This is a genomic window from Burkholderia sp. S-53, from assembly GCF_025560745.1.
In the GTDB taxonomy this organism is placed as follows: domain Bacteria; phylum Pseudomonadota; class Gammaproteobacteria; order Burkholderiales; family Burkholderiaceae; genus Burkholderia; species Burkholderia pyrrocinia.
Genome location: NZ_CP090483.1, coordinates 412,268 through 436,071, shown reverse-complemented (window position 1 = coordinate 436,071; position 23,804 = coordinate 412,268). Strand labels below are relative to the sequence as shown.

Sequence of the window (23,804 nt, the reverse complement as noted above, 5' to 3'; positions counted from 1 at the left end):
CCGCTACATTGAGGGATTTCGATGCACTGCCGCAAATCCGGCGTTCAGACCGGATTATGGATATCGATAAAAAGGTGTTCGAGATCGAATTCTTCGGACAAGTGGGCGCCAAGTGCCTGGATTCCGTAACGTTCGGTCGCATGGTGCCCTGCCGCAACGAACGCGACACCGCTTTCGGCGGCCGTGTGCGTCACGTATTCGGACACCTCGCCCGTCAGGAACACGTCCGCGCCGGCGTCGATCGCCGCGTCGAAATAGCTCTGCGCGGCGCCCGTGCACCACGCGATGCGGCGCAACTGGATGTCCGGATCGCCGAGCACGAGCGGCGTGCGGCCGAGCGTGCGCTCGACCTTCGCGACGAAGTGCTCGAGCGTGACAGGCATCGGCAGCGTCGCCATCCAGCCGAGATCGCCGTCACCGAAACGCTGCTCGCCGATCAGCCCGAGCTTCGCGCCGAGCTGCGCGTTGTTGCCGAATTCGGGATGCGCGTCGAGCGGCAGGTGGAACGCGAACAGGTTCAGGTCGTTCGCGAGCAGCAGCTTCAGGCGCTGGTACTTGCGGCCGGTGATCTGCGGCGCCTCGTTGCGCCAGAAATAGCCGTGATGGACGAGCACGGCATCTGCCCCCCATTCGAGCGCGGCCTCGAGGAACGCGAGCGACGCCGTCACGCCGGTGGCGATCTTCTCGATCTTGCGGCGCCCCTCGACCTGCAGGCCGTTCGGGCAATAGTCCTTGAAGCGCGCGATTTCAAGGGTATTGTTCAAGTACAATTCGAGTTCGATCCGATCCATATAAACCTCTAATCCATTCAGATGCTTAGACGCTTCTGGCTGTTCTTCGCGCAGGCGGTTACCGTGCTGCTCGCGCTGATGTTCATTGTCGTGACGCTCAAGCCGCAATGGCTGCAACGGCAAGGACAGCTCGGCAAGCAGCTCGCCACGCCGATCGTTGCGCTGCGGGAAGTCGCGCCTGGCATCGGCGGCGCGCCGGCGACCACGTCGTACGCCGAAGCCGCGCAGAAAGCGATGCCGGCCGTCGTCAACGTATTCTCCAGCAAGGACGGCTCGCTGCCGCCCGACCCGCGCGCGAAAGATCCGCTGTTCCGCTACTTCTTCGGCGACCGCAACGCCCGCAAGCAACAGGACGAACCGGCAGCCAACCTTGGCTCGGGCGTTATCGTGAGCCCTGAAGGTTACATTCTAACGAACCAGCACGTCGTGGACGGCGCCGACCAGATCGAGGTCGCGCTCGCCGACGGGCGCACGGCCACCGCAAAGGTGATCGGCAGCGATCCCGAGACCGATCTTGCGGTGCTGAAGATCAACATGACGAACCTGCCGACGATCACGCTCGGCCGCTCCGACCAGTCGCGGGTCGGCGACGTCGTGCTCGCGATCGGCAACCCGTTCGGCGTCGGCCAGACGGTCACGATGGGGATCATCAGCGCGCTCGGCCGCAACCACCTCGGCATCAACACGTTCGAGAACTTCATCCAGACCGACGCGCCGATCAACCCTGGCAACTCGGGCGGTGCGCTGGTCGACGTGAACGGCAACCTGCTCGGCATCAATACGGCAATCTACTCGCGTTCGGGCGGCTCGCTCGGCATCGGTTTCGCGATTCCCGTATCGACCGCGCGCACCGTGCTCGAAAGCATCATCACGACGGGCTCGGTCACGCGCGGCTGGATCGGCGTCGAGCCGCAGGACGTCACGCCGGAAATCGCCGAGTCGTTCGGGCTCCAGCAGAAATCGGGCGCGATCGTTGCGGGCGTGCTGCAGGGCGGCCCGGCCGACAAGGCCGGCATCAAGCCGGGCGACATCCTGGTCACGGTCAACGGCGAGGACATCACCGACACGACGAAGCTGCTGAACGTCGTCGCGCAGATCAAGCCGGGCACGTCGACCAAGGTGCACGTCGTGCGCAAGGGCAAGGAGTTCGACGTGAACGTCGTGATCGGCAAGCGCCCGCCGCCGCCGAAGCAGACGCTCGACGAACAGGACAGCGACACCGAATGACGTTCGGCGGGCGGCGCGCCGACGCGTGCCGGCCGCGGACGGAAACGAAAAAGGGCAGCCGGTGGCTGCCCTTTTGCTTTGCATCGAAACGCGTTGTTGCCGGTAACGTGGCCTCGGCCCGCTTTCCGGCCCCCAACGCCACCTGGTCGCATCAGGCATGCCGGAACAAGGCCGCCCGGCGCACCCTCGTCAACTCGCGGCTTCGCCGTTCCCCGCCTCGCCCTCTTCGGCCGGCTTCTTCGGTACGACGAACCGCGCGGCCAGGATCCCGGCTTCGTACAGCACGATCAGCGGCAGCGCGAGCATCAGTTGCGAGAACACGTCCGGCGGCGTGACGACCGCCGCGACGACGAACGCGCCGACGATCACGTACGGCCGGATCTCCTTCAGCTTCTTCACCGTCAGCACGCCCATCCGGACGAGCAGCACGACGACGATCGGCACCTCGAACGTGACCCCGAACGCAATGAACATCCCGAGCACGAAGCTCAGGTAGTTGTCGATGTCGGTCGTCATCTCGGCGCCGAGCGGCGCGTTGTAGTGCGCCATCACGCGGAAGATCGTCGGGAACACGAGGAAGTACGCGAACGCCATCCCGCACAGGAACAGGCAGTAGCTGCTGCCGACGAGCGGCACGACGAGCTTCTTCTCGTGCTGGTACAGCCCCGGCGCGACGAACGCCCAGATCTGGTACAGCACGATCGGCAGCGCGATCACGAGCGCGACGAGCATCGTGACCTTCATCGGCACGAAGAACGAGCCCGTGACGTCCGTGACGATCATCTTGCCGTCCTTCGGCAGGTTCTCCATCAGCGGCCGCGCGAGCAGCTTGAAGATGTCGGGCGCCCAGTAGACGAGCCCGAGGAACACGACGATCACGGCCAGCCCCGCGCGAATGATGCGATCGCGGAGCTCGACGAGATGGGAAATGAAGGTTTCTTCCGGGGCGTCGCCCGGGTTCTGCTGGGGGTCGCTCACACCGGCCCTCGGTAGGATAAACGAGCGAGCATGCGCTCGACTCAGAAGAAGCGCGTCGGCCGGCGCAGGCTGGCCGGCTGGTGGCGTGCGACACGCGCGGCGCCCGACTGCACATGCGTGCGGCGGGTGGTCGCGCGCTTGTACCAGACAGGCGTCGCCGCCTGCTTGACACGCCAGTTGCGGCGCTTCGGCGCGAGTGCGGCCGTACTGCCGCGCCACGACGGCGCCGCGGGCGTGTCGGAACCGTACGACCCGGCGTCGCCGGAAGCCCCGTCAACACCACCGACCGCGGAATGCCACGTGTCGTTCAGTTCCTTCTCGTGCTCGCGCAGGTTGTCGTGAATGGTCGTCTCGACATTGCGCGCGGCCGACTCGAAATCGGTCTTCATCGTCCGCAGCGCGTCGAGTTCGATTTCGCGCGAGACCTCGGCCTTCACGTCGTTGATATACCGCTGCGCGCGGCCGAACAATGCGCCTGCCGTACGCGCGACGCGCGGCAGGCGCTCGGGGCCGAGCACCACGAGCGCGACGACGCCGATCAGCGCCATCTTCGTAAGACCGAGATCCAGCATCGCGAATGCCTGTCAGCGTGCCGGCGTTACGCCTTGTTCGAATCGGAACGCGTCGTTTCCTTCGCGTTGACGTCGACCGAGCCCGAGCGCGGCAGTTGCTGCGCGTCCGCCGGCGTCTCGCCTTCCTTCATGCCGTCCTTGAAACCCTTCACCGCGCTGCCGAGATCGTTGCCGATGTTGCGCAGCTTCTTCGTACCGAAAACCAGCGCGACGATCAGCAGCACGATCAGCCAGTGCCAAATGCTCAATCCACCCATGATGAAACCTCTCCTCAACCACGCCGCGGCGCGGCGCAAATCGCCGGCGACGCGCCGGCTTCGACTATCGATGCGGGGAAACGCCCCGCGCCGTCAACCCATCCGATGCCAGGGGCGCGGGCCGGCCAGGATATGCGCGTGCAGGTGGTAAACCTCCTGCCCGCCGCCGGGGCCCGTGTTGATCACCGTGCGAAAACCGGTTTCGCCGCCCGTATACGCGACGCCGAGCTGGTCGGCAAGGCGCGCGACGAGCAGCATCAGCCGGCCGAGCATCGGCGCATCGCCGTCGCCCGCCGCCGACAGCGTCGGCAGGTGCTGGCGCGGAATCACGAGCACGTGCGTCTCGGCCGCCGGGCGGATGTCGCGGAACGCGACGAATTCGTCGTCCTCGTGCACCTTCGTGCTCGGGATCTCGCCTGCGGCGATCTTGCAGAACAGGCAATTCGGATCGTGACTCATGTTGCTCCTGCAGACGCCCGCGCGCGGCCGGTCAGAACCACGCCTGCGGATCGAGCGTCTTGTTGTCGTTCAGGTACAGCCAACCCTTGATGATACGGTACAGCGTCCAGATCCATGTGACAAACATCACTGCGAATCCGATCACCACGAACGCCAGCGCAAACCCGATCACATACGCGATCAGCGCGCGCCAGAACGTGCGGATCTGCCACTCGAAGTGATCGGCGTACGGCGTGCCGGCCACATCACCGCGCTTCACGTAGTTGATGATGATCGCGATGATGCCCGTGACACCGCCCGTCAGCCAATGAAACGCATAGAGGCCATAGAGCACGTGAGTCAGCGTGCGCAGCCCGTTCAGGCGTTCGGCGTCCGCGGCCCCCGGCACCGACGGCGGCGGAAACTGGCTTGGCGTATCGGTCATGATGCTACCCCCGTTAGATGACAATTCTTACAGCTTACCGCACAGTCGCCACCGCGGCGGGCCGATGCGTGTCACCCGCCGTTTTCCTCGCGTTCGCGGCGCTTGCGCAGCGCCTTCTCCTCGATGCCCGACAATCCTTCGCGACGCTCGAGCTCGGCGATCACGTCGGCCGGGCTCAGGTCGAAGTGCGACAGCATCACGAGGCAGTGGAACCACAGGTCGGCCACCTCGCCGACGAGCGCGGTCGGCGCGCCGCCCTGGCGCACGTCCTTCGCGGCCAGCACGACTTCCGTCGCCTCTTCGCCGATCTTCTTCAGCACCGCGTCGTCGCCCTTGTGGAACAGGCGCGATACGTACGATTGGTCGGGGTCGCCGCCCTTGCGGCTATCGATCACGGCCGCGAGGCGCAGCAGCGTGTCTTCGGTCGATTGCGTCATTTGTAGATGTGTTCGGGATCTTTCAGCACCGGTTCGACCGCGACCCAGTCGCCGTCGTCGACGGTGCCCTCGAATTTCTGGAAGAAGCACGAATGCCGGCCGGTGTGGCACGCGATGCCCGACACCTGCTCGACCTTCAGCAGCACGACGTCCTCGTCGCAGTCGAGCCGCACCTCGTGCACGTGCTGCACGTGGCCCGACTCCTCGCCCTTGAACCACAGGCGCTTGCGCGAGCGCGAATAGTAGACCGCGCGCTGCGTCTCGATCGTCTTCGCCAGCGCCTCGCGGTTCATCCACGCGAACATCAGCACGTCGTTCGTCGATGCTTCCTGCGCGATCACCGGCACGAGGCCGTTGTCGTCCCAGCGGACCTTGTCGAGCCACGCGGGCAGGGATTTCGTTTCCGTGTTCATCACAGCCTCACCGGAATGCCCTGGTCGGCCATGAAGCGCTTCGCCTCGCCGACCGTGTGCTCGCCGTAGTGGAAGATGCTCGCGGCCAGCACGGCGTCGGCGCGGCCGTCCTTGATGCCGTCCGCGAGATGCTGCAGCGAGCCGACGCCGCCCGACGCGATCACCGGCACCGGCACCGCGTCCGACACGCCGCGCGTGAGCGCGAGGTCGAAGCCCGACTTCGTGCCGTCGCGATCCATGCTCGTGAGCAGGATCTCGCCCGCGCCGAGTTCGGCCATCTTGCGGGCCCATTCGATCGCGTCGAGGCCCGTGCCCTTGCGGCCGCCGTGCGTGAACACTTCCCAGCGCGGCGTCTCGCCGTCGGCCGACACGCGCTTCGCGTCGATCGCGACGACGATGCACTGCGAGCCGTACTTGTCGGCCGCGTCGCGTACCAGTTGCGGATTCGCGACCGCCGACGAATTCATGCTGACCTTGTCCGCGCCCGCGTTCAGCAGGCGGCGCACGTCCTCGACGGCGCGCACGCCGCCGCCGACGGTCAGCGGAATGAACACCTGCGACGCGACCGCTTCGATGATCGGCAGGATCAGGTCGCGCTGGTCGGACGTCGCGGTGATGTCGAGGAACGTCAGTTCGTCGGCGCCCTGGTCGTCGTAACGGCGGGCGATTTCGACGGGGTCGCCCGCGTCGCGCAGCTCGACGAAATTGACGCCCTTGACGACACGCCCGGCGGTCACGTCCAGGCAGGGGATGATGCGTTTAGCTAGAGCCATGATGTTGCGCCAAATGCCGCGATGGGACGGCCGGTTGCGGAAGCCTCGCGCGAGGCTTCCGGTCGGGGCCGCCCTGCGGGCAGCCCCGGCGAACGCGACAACCGCGCTTACGCGTTGTCGAGTTCGCCGTTCAGTTCGTCCGCGCGCTTTTGCGCGGCCGCGAAATCGAGATCGCCGGAGTAGATCGCACGGCCGCAGATCACGCCTTCGACGCCGTGCTCTTCCACTTCGCACAGATTCTCGATGTCCGTGAGGTTCGACAGGCCGCCGCTCGCGATCACCGGAATGCCGACCGCCTGCGCAAGCTTCACGGTCGCCTCGATGTTGATGCCCTGCAGCATCCCGTCGCGGCCGATGTCCGTGTAGACGATCGATTCGACGCCGTAGTCCTCGAACTTCTGCGCGAGATCGATCACTTCGTGGCCGGTCAGCTTGCTCCAGCCGTCGGTCGCGACCTTGCCGTCCTTCGCGTCCAGCCCGACGATGATGTTGCCGGCGAACGCGGTGCACGCGTCCTGCAGGAAGCCCGGGTCCTTCACGGCCGCCGTGCCGATGATCACGTAGGACAGGCCCGCGTCGAGGTACTTCTCGATCGTCTCGAGGCTGCGGATGCCGCCGCCGAGCTGTACGGGGATTTCATCGCCGACTTCGTCGAGGATCGCTTCGATCGCCTCGAGATTCTTCGGCTTGCCGGCGAATGCGCCGTTCAGGTCGACCAGATGCAGCCGCCGGGCGCCGAGATCGACCCACTTGCGGGCCATCGCCGCCGGGTCCTCGGAGAAAATCGTGGCCTGGTCCATATCGCCCTGTTTGAGGCGCACACACTGACCGTCTTTGAGGTCGATGGCCGGAATCAGCAACATAGCAATCGGGTATCGTCGTGGAAGAAGAAAAGAATCCGGCGCGTACCGGCCAATCCGGTACCGCGCCGTCTCGCTAGTTTAGTACAACTCTTTCGGCGCTTTGGCGCGCGAGCCCCGTAAGACGGGCCTCTCCGGCCCGCCGACTGTGGCACGCACGCGACGTTCACGGTTTCCAGTGTACGAAGTTGCGATACAGACGCAACCCGACCTCCGCGCTTTTCTCGGGGTGAAATTGGGTCGCGAAGAGGTTATCCCGCGCGACCGCGGACGTAAACGGCGCGCCGTAAGCCGTTTCGCCGACCGTATGCGCCGGGTTGTCCGGCGTCACGTAATAGCTGTGCACGAAGTAGAAATACGCGTCGTCGGGCACGCCGTCCCACAGCGGGTGCGGCTGCGACTGGCGCACGCGGTTCCAGCCCATCTGCGGCACCTTGAAGCGCGAACCGTCGTCCTGCAGCCGGCCGTCGAGCTCGAAACGCACGACCTTGCCCGGCAGCAGGCCGAGGCCCTTCGTGTCGCCTTCCGCGCTCCAGTCGAACAGCATCTGCTCGCCAACGCACACGCCGAGCAGCGGCTTCGTGCGCGACGCCTCGATCACGGCCTCCTGCAGGCCCGATTCGCCGAGGCAGCGCATGCAGTCGGGCATCGCGCCCTGGCCGGGCAGCACGACGCGGTCGGCCGCGCGAATCGCGGCCGGCGTGTCGACGATCGCCACGTCGGCGGCCGGTTCGGCCTTCTTGAGCGCCTGCGCGACCGAGCGCAGGTTGCCCATCCCATAATCCACAATCGCAATCGAAGTTTTCATCTCAGTGCAGGCAGTAGCGCCCTCAGTCCATTGACGATGAATTCCACCGCCAGCGCCGACAGCATCAGACCCATCAGCCGCGTGGCGATGTTGATGCCCGTGCGGCCGATCCAGTTCGCGATCGGCTCGGCGAGCCGCATCGCGACGAAACACAGCAAAGCCAGGACCGCGCCGATCGCGACCAGCCCGACCCGGTCATACCAGTGACGCGAGTTGGCCGCATAGATGATCACCGTGCTGATCGAGCCGGGGCCCGTGAGCAGCGGAATCGCCAGCGGCACGACCGCGATGTTGTCCTTCAGCTCCGCCTCGTGGCGCTCCTCCGGCGTCGATCGCGTGTTGCCGATCTGCGCGTTCAGCATGTTGATCGCCATCAGCAGCATGATGATCCCGCCGCCCACTTCGAGCGAGCCGACCGAAATGCCGAAGAAGTCGATGATCTGCTGCCCGAGCAGCGTCGTCACCGTCATCACGCAGAACACCGACACCGACGCGATCCGGATCGTGCGACGCCGCTCGATGTCCGTCTGCTGCGCCGTCAGGCTCAGGAAGAACGGCACCGCGCCGATCGGGTTGATCAGCGCAAGCAGCGAAATGAACGATTTGAGCAGATCCATCGCAAGCCGGCGCCGCGCGCCGAAGCCGTGAGGTTGTCCTTAGCGTCCGTCCGTTCGGGAGTTCAGAGGCTGCCTTTGGTCGACGGGATCTGCCCCGCCGCACGCTCGTCCAGCTCCACCGCCGCGCGCAGCGCACGGCCGAAGGCCTTGAACACCGTCTCGAGCTGATGGTGCGCGTTGATCCCGCGCAGGTTGTCGATGTGCAGCGTGACGCCCGCGTGGTTCACGAAACCGCGGAAGAATTCGATCGACAGGTCGACGTCGAACGTGCCGATCCGCGCACGCGTGAACGGCACGTGGAATTCGAGGCCCGGCCGGCCCGAGAAGTCGATCACGACGCGCGACAGCGCCTCGTCGAGCGGCACGTACGAATGACCGTAGCGGCGGATGCCCTTCTTGTCGCCGATCGCCTTCGCGACGGCCTGCCCGAGCGTGATGCCGACATCCTCGACCGTGTGGTGGTCGTCGATATGCGTGTCGCCATGCGCTTCGACCTCGAGATCGACCAGACCGTGTCGCGCGATCTGGTCGAGCATATGGTCGAGAAACGGCACGCCGGTGGCCAGCTTCTGCCGGCCGGTGCCGTCGAGATCGAGCTTCACACGGATCTGCGTTTCGCTGGTATTGCGAACGACTTCCGCCACACGCATGGCAATTCCTTGATTGAGTCTGATGTAAATGGGGATTGATCGTCGCGCGCCGCCGCGCCCTGGGCTCAACCGGGCAGCGCGAGTTTCAAAGCGGCCAGCAGGCGGGCGTTTTCGTCGGGAGAACCGACGGTCAGCCGCACGCATTCGGCCAGTAACGGATGCATTTTACTCACGTTTTTGACCAGCACCCGCTCGGTGAGCAGCGCGTCGAACACGGCAGCCGCGTCCGGCACGCGCACCAGCAGGAAATTACCGGCGCTCGGGAACACCGTCGCGCCCGGCAGCGCGGCCACGGCCTGCGCGAGGCGCGAGCGTTCCGCGCGCAGTTCGGCCGCCTGCGCGTCGAGCACGTCGAGGTGGTCGAGCAGGAAATCGGCGGTCGCCTGGGTCAGCACGTTGATGTTGTACGGCGGGCGCACCTTGTCGAATTCGGTCAGCCACGCGTGCCGCCCGACGAGATAGCCGAGGCGGATGCCCGCGAGGCCGAGCTTCGACACCGTGCGCATCACGACGATGTTGTCGAACTCGGCGGCGCGCGGCAGCCACGAGCGCTCGGCGAACGGCTGGTATGCCTCGTCGATCACGATCAGGCTGTGCCGTGCGGCCGCGACGATCCGCTCGACGTCGGCATCGTCGTACAGCGTGCCGGTCGGGTTGTTCGGGTACGCGAGATAGACGATCGCCGGGCGGTGCTCGGCGATCGCCGCGAGCATCGCGTCGACGTCGAGCGTCAGGTCGGCCTTCAGCGGCACACCGACGAATTCGAGCTGTGCAAGCTTCGCGGACAGTTCATACATCACGAAGCCCGGCACCGGCGCGAGCACCTTCGCGCCCGGCTGCGCGCACGCGACCGAGATCATGCTGATGATTTCGTCCGACCCGTTGCCGAGCAGCACGTCGCATGCGGCCGGCACGCCCATCGCGTGGCGCAGCTTGTCGAGCAGCGCGGCCGGGCGCGGCGCCGGGTAGCGGTTCAGCGCGACCTGCGCGAGGCGCTCCCCGAGCGCCGCGGCGAGCGGTTCGGGCAGCGGATACGGGTTCTCCATCGCGTCGAGCTTCACGAACCCGCTCGCGTCCGGCACCGGGTAGCTCGTCATCGCGAGCACGTCGCGGCGGATGATGTCTTGTGGCGTCGTCATGGTCTCAAGCCGGCGTGCACCGCGCCGGCATCAATTGGTCGGCAAGGCGGCGGCTGCCGCCCTGCGCTGCGTCTCCTCAGCCGGCGCCGCAGCGCCCGCCCCCGCGCAGAGCGCGCGTATTACCCCTTCATCCGGAACTCGGCGCTCTTCGCGTGCGCGTGCAGCCCCTCGCCGTACGCGAGCTCGGACGCGATCTCGCCGAGCGTCTGCGCGCCTTCGGCACTGACCTCGATCACGCTCGAGCGCTTGATGAAGTCGTACACGCCGAGCGGCGACGAGAAACGCGCGGTGCGCGACGTCGGCAACACGTGGTTCGGGCCCGCGCAGTAGTCGCCGAGGCTCTCGCTCGTGTAGCGGCCGAGGAAGATCGCGCCCGCGTGGCGGATCTGCTGGCCCCATTGCTGCGGCTCCAGCGCCGAGATTTCCAGGTGCTCGGGCGCGATGTCGTTCGCGATCCGGCATGCCTCGGCCATGTCGCGCACCTTGATCAGCGCACCGCGGCCTTCGAGCGACGCGCGGATCACGTCCTGGCGCGGCATCGACGGCAGCAGTTCGTTGATCGCCTTCTCGACGCGCTCGAGGAACGCGGCGTCCGGGCACAGCAGGATCGACTGCGCGAGTTCGTCGTGCTCGGCCTGCGAGAACAGGTCCATCGCGACCCAGTTCGGATCGGTCGTGCCGTCGCACAGTACGAGGATTTCCGACGGCCCGGCGATCATGTCGATGCCGACCGTGCCGAACACGCGGCGCTTCGCCGACGCGACGTACGCATTGCCGGGCCCGCAGATCTTGTCGACCGGCGGCACCGTCGCCGTGCCATACGCGAGCGCAGCGACCGCCTGCGCGCCGCCGATCGTGAACACACGATCGACGCCGCCGAGCAGCGCCGCGGCGAGCACGAGGTCGTTCTTCACGCCGTCCGGCGTCGGCACGACCATCACGATCTCGCCGACACCCGCGACGCGCGCGGGAATCGCGTTCATCAGCACCGACGACGGATACACGGCCTTGCCGCCCGGCACGTACAGGCCGACGCGGTCGATCGGCGTGACCTTCTGGCCGAGCACCGTGCCGTCGCTTTCGGTGTATTGCCAGCTATGCGTGCCGCACTCGATCTTCTGCTTCTCGTGGTACGCGCGCACGCGCGCCGCGGCCGCTTCCAGCGCCGCGCGCGCCTTCGGCGCGAGGCCGTCGAGCGCCGTCTGCAGCGCATCCTGCGGCAGTTCCAGCGCGGCGACGCTGTCCGCGTTCAGCCGGTCGAAACGGTTCGTGTACTCGAGCACCGCGGCGTCGCCGCGCGACTTCACGTCGGCGAGGATCTGCGCGACCGATTGCTCGATCGCCGCGTCTTCGCTCGCTTCGAATGCGAGCACCGCACGCAGCGCGGCATCGAAGCCTTCGCTCGTCGAATCGAGTTTGCGGATGGTGATGGCCATGGGAGTTCCGTTACAGTGATGCGCTCAACCGCCATTCTGCGACGCGCGTTCGAACGCGTCGAGGATCGGCTTGAGCGCCGCGCGCTTCAACTTCAGCGCAGCCTGGTTCACGACGAGGCGCGACGAGATCGCCATGATCTCCTCGACCTCGACCAGATTGTTCGCCTTCAGCGTGCCGCCCGAGCTGACGAGGTCGACGATCGCGTCGGCCAGGCCGACCAGCGGCGCGAGTTCCATCGAGCCGTACAGCTTGATCAGGTCGACGTGCACGCCCTTCGCGGCAAAGTGCTCGCGCGCCGTTTCGACGTACTTCGTCGCGACCCGCAGGCGCGCACCCTGGCGCACCGCGTTCGCGTAGTCGAAGCCGGCCGGCACGGCCACCGACATCCGGCAGCGCGCAATGTTCAGGTCGATCGGCTGGTACAGGCCCGAGCCGCCGTGCTCGACCAGCACGTCCTTGCCGGCCACGCCGAAATCGGCCGCGCCGTATTCGACATAGGTCGGCACGTCGCTCGCGCGCACGATGATCACGCGCAGGTTCGGGTCCGTCGTCGGCAGGATCAGCTTGCGCGACGTTTCCGGATCCTCGGCCACCTGGATGCCGGCCGCGGCGAGCAGCGGCAGGGTTTCCTCGAAAATCCGGCCCTTCGACAGGGCGAGGGTCAGCGGCACGCTCATGCTTGGCTCCCGGAGAGGCGGCGCACGTTCGCGCCGACGGCGGTCAGTTTGGCTTCCATGCGGTCGTAGCCGCGGTCCAGGTGATAGATGCGGTCGACCAGCGTTTCGCCGTCGGCACGCAGCCCGGCGATCACGAGGCTCGCCGACGCACGCAGGTCGGTCGCCATCACGTTCGCGCCCGACAGTTTCTCGACACCCGTCACGAGCGCCGTGTTGCCGTCGATCGTGATGTTCGCGCCGAGCCGGTTCAGCTCCTGCACGTGCATGAAGCGGTTTTCGAAAATCGTTTCGACGACCTGCGCGGTGCCCGCCGCGACCGTATTGAGGGCCATGAACTGCGCCTGCATGTCGGTCGGGAACGCCGGGTATTCCGACGTGCGGATCGTCACCGCCGACGGCCGGCGGTCCATCTTCACGCGCAGCCAGCTGTCGCCTTCCTCGATCGACACGCCGGCTTCGCGCAGCTTGTCGATCACCGCGTCGAGGATGTGCGGGCGCACGCCCGTCAGCATCACGTCGCCGCCTGCCGCCGCGACCGCGCACAGGAACGTGCCGGCCTCGATGCGGTCGGGGATCACCGAATGGCGCGCGCCGTGCAGCCGCTCGACGCCCTGGATCACGAGGCGATCGGTGCCGATGCCGTCGATTTTCGCGCCCATCTCGACCAGCAAGTGTGCGAGATCGCTCACTTCCGGTTCGCGGGCCGCGTTCTCGATCACCGTCTCGCCGTCAGCCAGCGTCGCGGCCATCAGCAGGTTTTCCGTCCCCGTCACCGTGATCATGTCGGTCACGATGCGCGCGCCCTTCAGGCGCTTCGCGCGCGCTTCGATGAAGCCGTGCTCGATGCTGATCTCGGCGCCCATCGCCTGCAGGCCCTTGATGTGCTGGTCGACCGGACGCGCGCCGATCGCGCAGCCGCCCGGCAGCGACACCTTCGCCTCGCCGAAGCGCGCCAGCAGCGGCCCGAGCACGAGGATCGACGCGCGCATCGTCTTCACCAGCTCGTACGGCGCCACGAGGTTGTCGACGCGCGACGCGTCGAGCTGCACGCGGCAGCCGTCGGTCTCGCTCTTCACGCCCATCTGGTTCAGCACCTTCAGCGTGGTGCGCACGTCCTTGAGGTTCGGCACGTTGTCGAGCTCGACCGGATCGGCGGTGAGCAGCCCTGCGCACAGGATCGGCAGCGCGGCGTTCTTCGCGCCCGACACGACGATCTCGCCGGACAGGCGGCGGCCGCCTTCGATCGCGAGCTTGTCCATCCCATGTCCCTGCAATTCCCCGTTGGCGGCCGGGTGTGCCGTGGCGACGCTCTGGACGGCGTCGCGCTCGTTGGCGGTGACTTGCACTCAGTGATTTCCGGTTATGCGTTCTGCCATTCGGCGGGCGTCAGCGTCTTCATGCTGAGCGCGTGAATTTCCTGCTTCATGCGATCGCCGAGCGCCGCATAGACGAGCTGGTGCCGCTGGATCGGCCGCTTGCCCTCGAAGGCTGCCGACACGATCGTCGCGAAGAAATGCTGGCCGTCGCCTTCGACTTCCAGATGCGTGCAGGCGAGACCGCCGGCGATGTATTGCTTGACCTGTTCGGGAGTCGGCAACATGGTGTAAGGCTCCTGTCGGCGCGCGCCGCCCCGAAGGCGGCCGCTGCCTGTCGATATCAATGACGCAGTTTGTAGCCGGTCGCGAGCAGCCGCATCGCGACCATCGCGAGCAGCACGAAGAAACCGGCGACGATCGCGAGGCTCGCGAACGGGTTGATGTCGGACGCGCCGAAGAACCCGAATCGGAAGCCGTCGATCATGTAGAAAAACGGGTTGAGACGCGAGATCTCGCGCCACACGGGCGGCAGCGAGTGCGTCGAATAGAACACGCCGGACAGGAACGTCAGCGGCATGATCAGGAAGTTCTGGAACGCGGCGAGCTGGTCGAATTTCTCGGCCCAGATCCCGGCGATCAAGCCGAGCGTGCCGAGGATCGCCGAGCCGAGCAGCGCGAACGCAATGATGAACAGCGGCGCCGCGAAGTGCATCGGGATAAACCAGATCGTCACGACGAACACGCCCGTGCCGACCGCGAGCCCGCGCACGACGGACGCGAGCACGTACGCGCCGAAGATGTCGCGGTACGACAGCGGCGGCAGCAGCATGAACACGAGGTTGCCGGTGATCTTCGACTGGATCAGCGACGACGAGCTGTTCGCGAACGCGTTCTGCAGCACGCTCATCATCACGAGGCCCGGCACGAGAAAGCTCACGTACTCGACGCCCGGATACACCTCGACGCGGCCCGACAGCGCGTGGCCGAAGATCGTCAGATACAGCAGCGCCGTCACGATCGGCGCGCATACCGTCTGGAACGACACCTTCCAGAAGCGCAGCAGTTCCTTGTAGAACAGCGTTTGAAAACCGCTTCCCGGCACTCGCCGGGCCGCCCCAAGAGTGGCGGGCGCCCCCTCGGGGGGCAGCGAACGAAGTTCGCGTGGGGGTTGTTGATTCATGCCAGACCCTCGATCACCTCGGCCCCGTTCATCACCTGGACGAACACATCCTCGAGGTCGGCCTTGCGGACCTCGATCTCGTCGAACGTGCAGCCCGCCGCGCGGCACTGCGCGAGGATGCGTTCGACATCGTCGTAGCTCGTGAGGCGCAGCAGGTGCTCGCCCGGCGCGCGCGCGGCCGGGTCGGTCTCCAGCCCGCGCAACTCGGCCGGCAGCGCGCCCGTCGCCAGGCGCAGGTAGAGCTGCAGCCCCGCGAAGCGGCGCAGCAGCGCGTCGGTGCGGTCGAGCGCGACCACTTCGCCCCGGCGCAGCATCGCGATGCGGTCGCACAGCGACTCGGCTTCCTCGAGGTAATGGGTGGTCAGCACGATCGTGTGGCCCTCGCGATTCAGGCGCGAGATGAATTTCCACAGCGTCTGGCGCAATTCGACGTCGACGCCGGCGGTCGGCTCGTCGAGCACGATCACCGGCGGCCGGTGCACGAGCGCCTGCGCGACGAGCACGCGGCGCTTCATCCCGCCCGACAGCGCGCGCATGTTCGCGTCGGCCTTCTCGGTGAGGTCGAGATTGGCCATCACTTCATCGATCCAGTCGTCGTTGCGGCGCAGCCCGAAATAACCGGACTGGATTCGCAGCGTCTCGCGGACGGTGAAGAACGGGTCGAACACGAGTTCCTGCGGCACGACGCCGAGTGCGCGGCGCGCACCACGGAAGTCCTTGACGACGTCGTGGCCGCGCACCGAGATACTGCCTTCGTCGGCCCGGGCCAGCCCGGCGAGGATACTGATGAGCGTGGTCTTGCCTGCGCCGTTGGGGCCGAGCAGACCGAAAAACTCGCCTTCCTCGACCGACAGGCTGACGCCCTTGAGCGCCTGAAGCGACTTGTAGCGCTTCTTGACGTGACGGATTTCTATGGCTGACATGACTGTGCGCGACGCAATGGCCGCGACGCCTATTCTGTGCTTGCTGCGAAAGAAAATGGGGGCCGGACGCCGATTGGCTGCCCCGCAAAACGCTTGATTATAGGGCAAACCGGCTGGTGGAGCCGGCGCAGAAGGCGCGCGGCCTGAAGCTTGCGCGCGCCGGCTGGCGCGGCAGGCTCCGGTAGGGCAGGGTCAATGTCGCTCGGGGCCGTCGATGAGCGCGTCGACGCCATAGGCGCGCGCGAGGCTGGCGAGCTTCGGGGGGAGATTGAGGATGTCGAGGGTCGCGCCGCGCGATTTGGCGGCACGTTGCCATGCGAGCAGCACGGCGAGCGCGGACGAGTCGAACTGCGTCAGCGCCGCGCAATCGACGGCGGTCGCACCCGCGTCGACGCGCGCAAGACCGTCCGCGAGCGCGGACTTCGCGCTCGCGACGGTCAGCGAGGAGCCGGCTTCGAAGCCGCTCACGACGCTTGCTTGCCGGCGGCAAGTTGCTGGTTGCGCTGCGTCAGGAACTGGATCAGGCCGTCCACGCCGCTTTGCTGGATCTTCTCGTTGAACTGCTGCTGGTACGTCTGGATCAGCCACGCGCCAAGCACGTTCAGGTCGTACACCTTCCAGCCGCTCGCCGACTTGTACAGGCGGTAATCGATCTGGACCGGCTGGCCGTTGTTCATCGCGACCGTCTTGACCACGACATCGGTATCGGCCGGATCCGCGCGGAACGGCGGGTACTGGATCTGCTGGTCCGGCTTCAGCTGCGCGAGCGCACCCGAATACGTGCGGATCAGCAGCAGCTTGAACTGCTCCTGAACCTGCTGCTGCTGCTCGGCCGTCGCCGTGCGCCAGTTGCGGCCCATCGCGAGCTGCGTGGTGCGGCGGAAATCGGTGTACGGCAGGATGTCCTTGTTGACGATCGTGATGATGCGGTTGGTGTCGCCCTGCTTGATCGTCTGCGCCTTGACTTCGTCGAGCACCTGCTGCGTCGCCGTCTTGATCAGCGCCTGCGGGTTCGACTGGTCGACTTGCGCGTGAGCTACGCTGCCGAACGAGAACAGCGCCGCGAAAACGGGGATCAGGAACAGTTTTTTCATCATAGTGGCCTGCATGAATGAGTCGATGCGAAGGTTGGAGACGGTAGCTTACGCGCAAGTTCGCGTGCGCTACCGACTGAATCGTTTCCGGCTGTAACGAATGTAAATCCGTCAGTGCAGCCGGATGCTCGGGAAGCGGAACCCGCCCGGCGACGGCGGCGCCACCTGCATCGGCGGCACATTCGTTTCGCTGGCCGGGTTCGGCGAAACGGCCGTGCCCGACGCCGGCGCAGCAACTGCCGCGCCCGATGCGCCCGCCGGTGCTGCCGCGCCCGTCGCACCCGTCGCACCCGTCGCACCCGTCGCGCCCGCTGCCGCCGGTGCCGCGCCGTCGTCCGGCAGGTCGTACTTCGGCAGCGCGTCGCTGCTCGCCGTCGAGCCGGCCTCGCCGCGCGCGTTGTCGATCAGCATCTGGCGGCGCTGCAGGTATGCGTTGCGCACGAACGAATACTTGTCGAGCGCCGCGGCATCCAGCACGTCGCCCGCGCCAAGCAGGTTCGAGCGCGTGTTGACGAGATTCACGCCGAACAGGCCCCAGCTCAGGCCGTCCGGCTTCACATAGGTCAGCGGGTTGCCGACGTAGTCGACACCGAGGCCGGCCGTGTCGCGCACCGTGCTCGGGCCGAGCAGCGGCAGCACGAGATACGGGCCCGCCGGCACGCCGTAGCGGCCCATCGTGACGCCGAAGTCGGCCGTGTGTTTCGGCAGCTTCGCGATCGTCGCGACGTCGAACAGGCCGCCGACGCCGAACACCGTGTTGATCACGACGCGCATGATGTCGCCGACGCCGTCCGCGATCCGCAACTGCACGAGGTTGTTCGCCGCGACGTAGACGTCGCCGATGTTCGAGAAGAAATTCGTCACGCTGTCGCGCACCGGCTGCGGCACGACCTTCTGGTAACCCTGCGCGACCGGCTTCAGCGCATACGTGTCGACCGTATCGTTGAACTTGTACATCGTCCGGTTGAAGCCTTCGAGCGGATCGCCCTTGGTGGGCGTCTGCACGGTCGCGCAACCGCTCAACGCGGCGACTGCCGCCACCGCGAGCGCGGCGTGCCTGATGCGGATCGTCTGCATGGTCATTACCCTCTTGTATTCTCTCGTGTGGTTTATTGGGCAGCCGAACCGGACGCGGCGGCCACGGCGGACGCCGGCACCGCCACCGGTGCGGGCGCGGCCGGCGCGCCGGATGCCGGCTTTGCACCGCCCGCATCGGCGGCCTTGCTGTACAGGAACTGGCCGATCAGGTTCTCGAGCACGATCGCCGACTGCGTCATCGTGATCGTATCGCCTGCCTTCAGCATTTCGGTGTCGCCGCCCGGATCCAGGCCGATATATTGCTCGCCGAGCAGGCCCGACGTCAGGATCTTCGCCGACGAATCCTTCGGGAACTGATACTGGCCGTCGACATCGATCGTCACGAGCGCCTGGTAGGTGTTCGAGTCGAAGCCGATCGTCTTCACGCGGCCGACCACGACGCCGGCGCTCTTCACGGCCGCGCGCGGCTTCAGCCCGCCGATATTGTCGAATTTCATCTTCACCGCATAGGTCGGCTGAAACGACAGCGAGCTCATGTTGCCGACCTTCAGCGCCAGGAACAGCACCGCAAGGAAGCCCACCACCACGAACAGGCCGACCCAGAAGTCGAGAGCAGTCTTTTTCATCTTCATCCCAAAATTTGGCTTGGCTGAGGCTTAGCTGAACATCAGCGCGGTCAGCAGGAAATCGAGGCCGAGTACGGCGAGCGACGCGAACACGACCGTCTTGGTGGTCGCGCGCGACACGCCTTCGGGCGTGGGCTTCGCTTCATACCCCTGGTACAGCGCAATGAAGGTCACGGCGAACCCGAACACGATGCTCTTCAGTACGCCGTTGCCGACGTCGGCCCAGACCTGGACCCCGCCCTGCATCTGCGACCAGAACGCGCCCGGATCGACGCCGATCAGTATGACGCCGACGATATAGCCGCCGAGCACGCCGACCGCGCTGAAGATCGCGGCCAGCAGCGGCATCGCGATGATGCCCGCCCACATGCGCGGCGCGATCACCGTCTTGATCGGGTCGACCGCCATCATCTCGAGCGCGGTGAGCTGCTCGCCGGCCTTCATCAGGCCGATCTCGGCCGTGAGCGACGTGCCCGCGCGGCCTGCGAACAGCAGCGCGGTGACGACGGGCCCGAGCTCGCGCACGAGCGACAGCGCGACCAGCAGGCCGAGCGCCTGCTCGGACCCGTAGCGGTTCAGCGTGTAATAGCCCTGCAGGCCGAGCACGAAGCCGACGAACAGCCCCGACACGGCAATGATCACGAACGAATAGTTGCCGAGGAAGTGGATCTGTTTCGTGACAAGCCGCGGCCGGCGCAGCAGCGGGAAGAATTCCAGCACGAGGCGCACGAACAGGCGCGTGCCGTAGCCCGTGCGCTCGAGGCCGCCGATGACGTAACGTCCGATCGCGCTGATCATGCGCGCCCTCCGCCGAGCCCGAAATCCGCGGCAAGCGGCGGGCTCGTGTAATGAAATTTGAACGGGCCGTCCGGCGCACCGTCGATGAACTGCCGCACGCTCGGGTCGGTCGACGCACGCAGCTCGTCGGGCGTGCCCTGCGCGAGCACGCCGCCGTTGGCCAGAAAATACACGTAGTCGGCGATCGCGAACGATTCCGGCACGTCGTGCGTGACGAGGATCGACGTCGCGCCGAGCGCCTGGTTCAGCGTGCGGATCAGGTTCGCGGTGATGCCCAGCGAGATCGGATCGAGGCCCGCGAACGGCTCGTCGTACATGATGAGTTGCGGATCGAGCGCGATCGCGCGCGCCAGTGCGATGCGGCGCGCCATCCCGCCCGACACCTCGGACGGCATCAGGTCGCGCGCGCCGCGCAGGCCGACCGCGTTGAGCTTCATCAGCACGAGGTCGCGGATCAGGTCTTCGGGCAGGTCGGTGTGCTCGCGCAGCGCGAACGCGACGTTCTCGAACACCGACATGTCGGTGAACAGCGCGCCGAACTGGAACAGCATGCCCATCTTGCGGCGCAGCGCATACAGGCCGTCGCGCGTTTGCGCGCCGACATCGGCGCCGTCGAACAGCACCTGGCCGCGGCGCGCACGCACGAGGCCGCCGATCAGGCGCAGCACGGTCGTCTTGCCGCAACCCGAGCCGCCCATGACCGCGACGACCTGCCCGCGCCCGAAGCGCAGGTTCAGGTTGGACAGGACGAGGCGGTCGCCGTAGCCAAAGTCGACGTCGCGAAGTTCCAGCAGGGTCTCGGTAGGAGTGGGGCTCACGGAGCTGGCAGTCCTTATACGCAGAACGCCGAATTATAGGGCCTGCATTGGAATGATGTCGTGACGCCGTTCCGGGCCCTGCGGTCAATGATTGTCAAATTGTCCGGCAAAACATTGCTGCAGCGCAATAAGCGCAGTCCGATAGTCGGCTGCGCCCGTGACCGCACTGACCACCGCGACGCTGCCGACGCCCGTCGCCAGCACGTCCGGCAGCGCGTCGAGCCCCACCCCGCCGATCGCGACGAGCGGCACCCGCGCGCCCGCGAAGCGCGCGTAGCGGGCGATCCGCGCAAGGCCCTGCGGCGGTGCGGCGACGGCCTTGGTCGCGGTCGCGTACACGGGGCCGAGCGCGAGATAGCTCGGGCGCTCGTGCAGCGCCCGCAACATTTCGTAATAACCGTGGCTCGACAGTCCGAGCCGCAGGCCCGCGCGCGCGATCGCGGCCAGATCGGCAGTCTCGAGGTCTTCCTGGCCCAGATGAACGCCGTACGCACCCTCATCTGCAGCGATCTGCCAGTGATCGTTGATGAACACGCGCGCATCGGGATAACGACGCCCGGCCGCGACCGCACGGGCGATTTCCCGGCGCAATGCGTCCGGCGTCGCGCCTTTCACGCGCAGTTGCACGGTCCGCGCGCCGCAATCGAGCACGCGCTCGACCCATTCGGCGTCCGGTACGACCGGATAGAGGCCGAGCTGCGCGGGGCATCGCGCGAACGCAGGCTCGGGCGCGGCCGGCAGCCCGGCGACACGCGGGAACCGCGCGGCGTCGACCGGCCACGCGTCGGTCGCGCGCGTTTCGTCGCCGTCGCGCCACGCCAGCGCGAGCACCAGCGCGTCGACCGGCGCGAAACCGCAATCGAGAAATGCGGCAAGCGCCGCGATCCAGTCGTCCGCGAGCGGATGCGCGGCGTCGAGCGCGTAGCGCGCGCCCGCCGCATGCAGCACCGCGCCCTGCTCGTCGAATTCGATCGCGACCGCGTCCGGCGACGCCGGCCGCGATGCGGCCGATGCGCGCGCCTGCGCGGTGCGGTCGCCGGTCGACACGATCAGCACGTCGCCGTGGGCCGGCGCGTCGGGTGCCGCCATGCAGAGCCGCCACGGCGTCGCCGCGCCCGGCCAGTCGCCGAGCCGTGCGCGGATCCGTTCGGCCGCTTCGGCCAGTTCGTCGGCCGGCGGCCAGAATGTATCGGCGAAGCGCGCGCTCATGCGCCGCCCCCGTCCTGGTGCCAGAACGGCATCCCGACGACCGGCGTGCTCGCGTGCGCGGTCTCGCGCGCGTCCATCGGCCCGGCGAGATACGCGGCGCGGCCGGCCTCGACACCCTGCGCAAACGCGCGCGCCATGATCTCGGGGTGCGTGGCCTGCGACACGGCCGTGTTCAGCAGCACGCCGTCGAAGCCCCATTCCATCACCTGGCACGCGTGCGACGGCACGCCGAGCCCCGCGTCGACGATCAGCGGCACGTCGGGCAGCCGCTCGCGCAGCACGCGCAAGCCGTACGGGTTCACGACGCCCTTGCCCGTGCCGATCGGCGCGCCCCACGGCATCAGCGCCTCGCAGCCGACGTCGAGCAGGCGCCGGCCGATCACGAGATCCTCGGTGCAGTACGGCAGCACCTTGAAACCATCCTTGACCAGCTGCGCGGCGGCCTCGATCAGCCCGACCGGGTCGGGCTGCAGCGTGTAGTCGTCGCCGATCAGCTCGAGCTTGATCCAGTCGGTGCCGAATACCTCGCGCGCCATGTGCGCGGTCGTCACGGCCTCGGCGACGGTCTGGCAGCCGGCCGTGTTCGGCAAGAGCGGCACCGCGTGGCGCTTGAGCAGGTCGAAGAAGCCGGCTTCGGCCGTACCGCCCGTCATCTGGCGGCGCAGCGCGACCGTCACCATCCCCGGCCGCGACGCGGCGATCGAATCGGACAGCGACTGCAGCGACGGATAGCGCGACGTGCCGAGCAGCACGCGGCTTGCGAAGGTTACGCCGTACAGCGTCAGCGCGTCGGCGGATGTGAGGGACGTCATGTCGTTTTCCTGGAAGAGCGGGGACGAACCGGCGGCGCTCAGCCGCCCGCGACGGGGTGCACGACGTCGAGCTTGTCGCCCGCCGCGAGTGCGCGCGCCGCATGCTGCGTGCGCGCGACGAAGTTGCCGTTCAGCGCGACCGCGTACGGCGGACGCGCGCCGTACGCGGCGAGCGCGTCGGCCACCGTCGCGCCGTCGGGCAGCGTCAGGGTCTGTTGGTTGATCTGGATATCCATGAGGCTTCGTCGGATTCGGTCGGCAGCGCGCGTCAGGCCGGCTGGCGCGCGTCGTTGCGGTGATGAAGGAGCGTCGGCCAGCGCGCGGCGTCGCGCCACGCGGCGAACGCGTCGGCATCGCCGAACGCGCCGCCGAGCGCGGCTTCGGCGCACGCGACCGCCGCGTGCGCGATTTCCGGCGCGATCATGAAGCCGTGCCGGTACAGGCCGTTGACGGCGAGCGTCGACGCGCCGTCCCAGATCACCGCCGGGCGATGATCGGGCAGCGTCGGCCGGCAATGCGCATTGAGTTCGAGGATGCGCGCCTCGCCGAACGCCGGATGCACGGAGAACGCCGCGCTCAGCAGTTCGAGCGCGGAGCGCACGCTGACGGGCGACATGTCCTCGCCCTCCACCTCGGTCGCGCCGATCACGTAGAGATCGTCCTGCTTCGGCGCGATGTACAGCGGATAGCGCGGATGCAGCAGCCGCACGGGCCGGGTCAGCCCGATGCCGGGCGCATGCACGCGCGCGACTTCGCCGCGGATGCCGCGCAGCGCGGGCAGCACCGCTTTCGCGCCGAGTCCGCGGCAATCGATCGTGAAATGTGCGTCGGGCAGGTTCGCATCGTCGATCGTGACGTGCCAGTGCAGGTCGACGCCGCGTTCGGCAAGGCCCGCTGCGAGCGCGCGCAGCGCCTGGCGGTTGTCGAGCTGGCCTTCGCGCGGCAGCAGCAGGCCGCGCGCGAAGCGGCCCGCGAGCGCGGGCTCGGCCGCATCGACCTGCGCGCCGGCGAGCGTGACGAAGCCGCCGTCGAACAGGTCCGCCGGTGCGTTCGCGCGCACCCGCCGCTCGAACAGCGGCGCCTCCGCGCGGTCCGCGTGATGCCAGACGACGAGCGTGCCGTGATGCTGGAAGAACACGGGTTCGGGCAGTTCCGCGAGCCATTGCGGCCAGCGCGCGAGGGAAGCTGCGCCGAGCTCGGTGATCAGCAGCTCCGCGCTCGCCGCTTCCGCGAGCGGCGCGAGCATCGCGGCCGCGATCCACGCGGCCGACTGCTCGCCGTCCGGGCCGCCGCGCTCGTAGAGCGCGACGCGGTGCCCGTCGCCCGCGAGCCGCCATGCGATCAGGCGGCCGACGAGGCCGCCGCCGAGCACTGCGAAATCGGGCCGTGAATCCTGAACGTTCATCGCGCACCCTCCTCGCGAACCGCGCGGGCGCGCACGACGAACGTCGACGTGCACCCGCCGTCCCGT

31 protein-coding genes are annotated in these 23,804 nt (G+C 67.4%); 1 reads left to right on the top strand and 30 read right to left on the bottom strand.

Features of this window, described 5'->3' with window-relative positions:
- Window positions 1-44: 44 nt before the first annotated feature.
- A complete protein-coding gene (locus tag LXM88_RS07080) occupies window positions 45-791 on the bottom strand; it encodes a Nif3-like dinuclear metal center hexameric protein (RefSeq protein ID WP_262540515.1) in 747 nt (248 codons plus the stop codon).
- Between the two features lie 21 nt (window positions 792-812).
- Here LXM88_RS07080 and LXM88_RS07075 point away from each other — a divergent pair, with 21 nt between their 5' ends.
- The gene (locus LXM88_RS07075) at window positions 813-2,018 is read left to right on the top strand and encodes a Do family serine endopeptidase (protein WP_262540513.1); all 1,206 of its coding nucleotides are present in this window, start codon (window positions 813-815) and stop codon (window positions 2,016-2,018) included.
- 189 nt (window positions 2,019-2,207) lie between these two features.
- On the opposite strand, the gene tatC is transcribed toward LXM88_RS07075, so the two are convergent.
- The 29 genes from tatC to LXM88_RS06930 all read right to left on the bottom strand — a co-directional run bounded on the left by tatC (window position 2,208) and on the right by LXM88_RS06930 (window position 23,738).
- On the bottom strand, window positions 2,208-2,996 hold the full coding sequence (tatC, locus tag LXM88_RS07070) for a twin-arginine translocase subunit TatC (protein ID WP_262540511.1): 789 nt from the start codon (window positions 2,994-2,996) through the stop codon (window positions 2,208-2,210).
- A gap of 41 nt (window positions 2,997-3,037) precedes the next feature.
- A complete protein-coding gene (tatB, locus tag LXM88_RS07065) occupies window positions 3,038-3,568 on the bottom strand; it encodes a Sec-independent protein translocase protein TatB (RefSeq protein ID WP_262540509.1) in 531 nt (176 codons plus the stop codon).
- A 26-nt stretch (window positions 3,569-3,594) separates the two neighbouring features.
- A complete protein-coding gene (gene tatA, locus LXM88_RS07060; RefSeq protein WP_034183658.1) occupies window positions 3,595-3,825 on the bottom strand; it encodes a Sec-independent protein translocase subunit TatA in 231 nt (76 codons plus the stop codon).
- Between the two features lie 93 nt (window positions 3,826-3,918).
- Complete coding sequence (locus tag LXM88_RS07055) at window positions 3,919-4,284, bottom strand: histidine triad nucleotide-binding protein (protein ID WP_262540508.1); 366 nt, start codon at window positions 4,282-4,284, stop codon at window positions 3,919-3,921.
- 31 nt (window positions 4,285-4,315) lie between these two features.
- Complete coding sequence (locus tag LXM88_RS07050; RefSeq protein ID WP_047899627.1) at window positions 4,316-4,708, bottom strand: DUF4870 family protein; 393 nt, start codon at window positions 4,706-4,708, stop codon at window positions 4,316-4,318.
- Between the two features lie 71 nt (window positions 4,709-4,779).
- A complete protein-coding gene (locus LXM88_RS07045) occupies window positions 4,780-5,145 on the bottom strand; it encodes a phosphoribosyl-ATP diphosphatase (protein WP_006485344.1) in 366 nt (121 codons plus the stop codon).
- Window positions 5,142-5,558, bottom strand: a complete 417-nt coding sequence (hisI, locus tag LXM88_RS07040; protein ID WP_047899626.1) for a phosphoribosyl-AMP cyclohydrolase — start codon at window positions 5,556-5,558, stop codon at window positions 5,142-5,144. Before hisI ends, LXM88_RS07045 begins: the two co-directional genes overlap by 4 nt.
- Window positions 5,558-6,331 (bottom strand): imidazole glycerol phosphate synthase subunit HisF, encoded by a 774-nt coding sequence (gene hisF / locus LXM88_RS07035; protein ID WP_047899625.1) that lies wholly within the window; start codon window positions 6,329-6,331, stop codon window positions 5,558-5,560. The genes hisI and hisF overlap by 1 nt, the downstream gene beginning before the upstream one ends.
- A gap of 107 nt (window positions 6,332-6,438) precedes the next feature.
- The gene (gene hisA / locus LXM88_RS07030; RefSeq protein WP_034183653.1) at window positions 6,439-7,194 is read right to left on the bottom strand and encodes a 1-(5-phosphoribosyl)-5-[(5-phosphoribosylamino)methylideneamino]imidazole-4-carboxamide isomerase; all 756 of its coding nucleotides are present in this window, start codon (window positions 7,192-7,194) and stop codon (window positions 6,439-6,441) included.
- Between the two features lie 163 nt (window positions 7,195-7,357).
- Window positions 7,358-7,999 (bottom strand): imidazole glycerol phosphate synthase subunit HisH, encoded by a 642-nt coding sequence (gene hisH, locus LXM88_RS07025; protein WP_014898304.1) that lies wholly within the window; start codon window positions 7,997-7,999, stop codon window positions 7,358-7,360.
- Window positions 7,996-8,616, bottom strand: coding sequence for a YchE family NAAT transporter (locus LXM88_RS07020; protein ID WP_047899624.1), 621 nt, complete (start codon window positions 8,614-8,616; stop codon window positions 7,996-7,998). The genes hisH and LXM88_RS07020 overlap by 4 nt, the downstream gene beginning before the upstream one ends.
- A gap of 62 nt (window positions 8,617-8,678) precedes the next feature.
- On the bottom strand, window positions 8,679-9,266 hold the full coding sequence (gene hisB / locus LXM88_RS07015; protein WP_262540506.1) for an imidazoleglycerol-phosphate dehydratase HisB: 588 nt from the start codon (window positions 9,264-9,266) through the stop codon (window positions 8,679-8,681).
- 65 nt (window positions 9,267-9,331) lie between these two features.
- A complete protein-coding gene (gene hisC, locus LXM88_RS07010; RefSeq protein ID WP_262540504.1) occupies window positions 9,332-10,405 on the bottom strand; it encodes a histidinol-phosphate transaminase in 1,074 nt (357 codons plus the stop codon).
- Between the two features lie 119 nt (window positions 10,406-10,524).
- Window positions 10,525-11,841: a histidinol dehydrogenase gene (hisD, locus tag LXM88_RS07005; RefSeq protein WP_262540503.1), complete on the bottom strand. Its 1,317-nt coding sequence runs from the start codon at window positions 11,839-11,841 to the stop codon at window positions 10,525-10,527.
- Window positions 11,842-11,865: 24 nt separating this feature from the next.
- Window positions 11,866-12,519, bottom strand: a complete 654-nt coding sequence (gene hisG / locus LXM88_RS07000) for an ATP phosphoribosyltransferase (protein WP_047899621.1) — start codon at window positions 12,517-12,519, stop codon at window positions 11,866-11,868.
- The gene (gene murA, locus LXM88_RS06995; RefSeq protein ID WP_262540502.1) at window positions 12,516-13,865 is read right to left on the bottom strand and encodes a UDP-N-acetylglucosamine 1-carboxyvinyltransferase; all 1,350 of its coding nucleotides are present in this window, start codon (window positions 13,863-13,865) and stop codon (window positions 12,516-12,518) included. Before murA ends, hisG begins: the two co-directional genes overlap by 4 nt.
- 14 nt (window positions 13,866-13,879) lie before the next feature.
- The gene (locus LXM88_RS06990) at window positions 13,880-14,119 is read right to left on the bottom strand and encodes a BolA family protein (protein ID WP_006477131.1); all 240 of its coding nucleotides are present in this window, start codon (window positions 14,117-14,119) and stop codon (window positions 13,880-13,882) included.
- A gap of 56 nt (window positions 14,120-14,175) precedes the next feature.
- Complete coding sequence (locus LXM88_RS06985; protein ID WP_262540489.1) at window positions 14,176-15,015, bottom strand: ABC transporter permease; 840 nt, start codon at window positions 15,013-15,015, stop codon at window positions 14,176-14,178.
- Window positions 15,012-15,938, bottom strand: coding sequence for an ABC transporter ATP-binding protein (locus LXM88_RS06980; RefSeq protein WP_034189820.1), 927 nt, complete (start codon window positions 15,936-15,938; stop codon window positions 15,012-15,014). Before LXM88_RS06980 ends, LXM88_RS06985 begins: the two co-directional genes overlap by 4 nt.
- A gap of 192 nt (window positions 15,939-16,130) precedes the next feature.
- The gene (locus tag LXM88_RS06975; protein ID WP_262540487.1) at window positions 16,131-16,406 is read right to left on the bottom strand and encodes an STAS domain-containing protein; all 276 of its coding nucleotides are present in this window, start codon (window positions 16,404-16,406) and stop codon (window positions 16,131-16,133) included.
- Entirely contained in the window at window positions 16,403-17,032 is a 630-nt protein-coding gene (locus LXM88_RS06970) for an MlaC/ttg2D family ABC transporter substrate-binding protein (RefSeq protein ID WP_262540486.1), read from the bottom strand. The genes LXM88_RS06975 and LXM88_RS06970 overlap by 4 nt, the downstream gene beginning before the upstream one ends.
- A gap of 111 nt (window positions 17,033-17,143) precedes the next feature.
- Entirely contained in the window at window positions 17,144-18,109 is a 966-nt protein-coding gene (locus tag LXM88_RS06965) for an MlaA family lipoprotein (RefSeq protein ID WP_262542811.1), read from the bottom strand.
- A 32-nt stretch (window positions 18,110-18,141) separates the two neighbouring features.
- Window positions 18,142-18,702, bottom strand: a complete 561-nt coding sequence (gene mlaD / locus LXM88_RS06960) for an outer membrane lipid asymmetry maintenance protein MlaD (protein ID WP_262540484.1) — start codon at window positions 18,700-18,702, stop codon at window positions 18,142-18,144.
- A 24-nt stretch (window positions 18,703-18,726) separates the two neighbouring features.
- Window positions 18,727-19,494, bottom strand: coding sequence for a lipid asymmetry maintenance ABC transporter permease subunit MlaE (mlaE, locus tag LXM88_RS06955; protein ID WP_096472289.1), 768 nt, complete (start codon window positions 19,492-19,494; stop codon window positions 18,727-18,729).
- Window positions 19,491-20,312, bottom strand: a complete 822-nt coding sequence (locus LXM88_RS06950) for an ABC transporter ATP-binding protein (protein ID WP_006477138.1) — start codon at window positions 20,310-20,312, stop codon at window positions 19,491-19,493. The genes mlaE and LXM88_RS06950 overlap by 4 nt, the downstream gene beginning before the upstream one ends.
- An 84-nt stretch (window positions 20,313-20,396) precedes the next feature.
- A complete protein-coding gene (gene thiE / locus LXM88_RS06945) occupies window positions 20,397-21,521 on the bottom strand; it encodes a thiamine phosphate synthase (protein WP_262540472.1) in 1,125 nt (374 codons plus the stop codon).
- Window positions 21,518-22,333, bottom strand: coding sequence for a thiazole synthase (locus LXM88_RS06940; RefSeq protein WP_262540469.1), 816 nt, complete (start codon window positions 22,331-22,333; stop codon window positions 21,518-21,520). Before LXM88_RS06940 ends, thiE begins: the two co-directional genes overlap by 4 nt.
- A gap of 38 nt (window positions 22,334-22,371) precedes the next feature.
- Window positions 22,372-22,569 (bottom strand): sulfur carrier protein ThiS, encoded by a 198-nt coding sequence (gene thiS / locus LXM88_RS06935; protein WP_027783340.1) that lies wholly within the window; start codon window positions 22,567-22,569, stop codon window positions 22,372-22,374.
- A gap of 32 nt (window positions 22,570-22,601) precedes the next feature.
- Complete coding sequence (locus LXM88_RS06930; RefSeq protein WP_262540462.1) at window positions 22,602-23,738, bottom strand: FAD-dependent oxidoreductase; 1,137 nt, start codon at window positions 23,736-23,738, stop codon at window positions 22,602-22,604.
- Window positions 23,739-23,804: the final 66 nt, after the last annotated feature.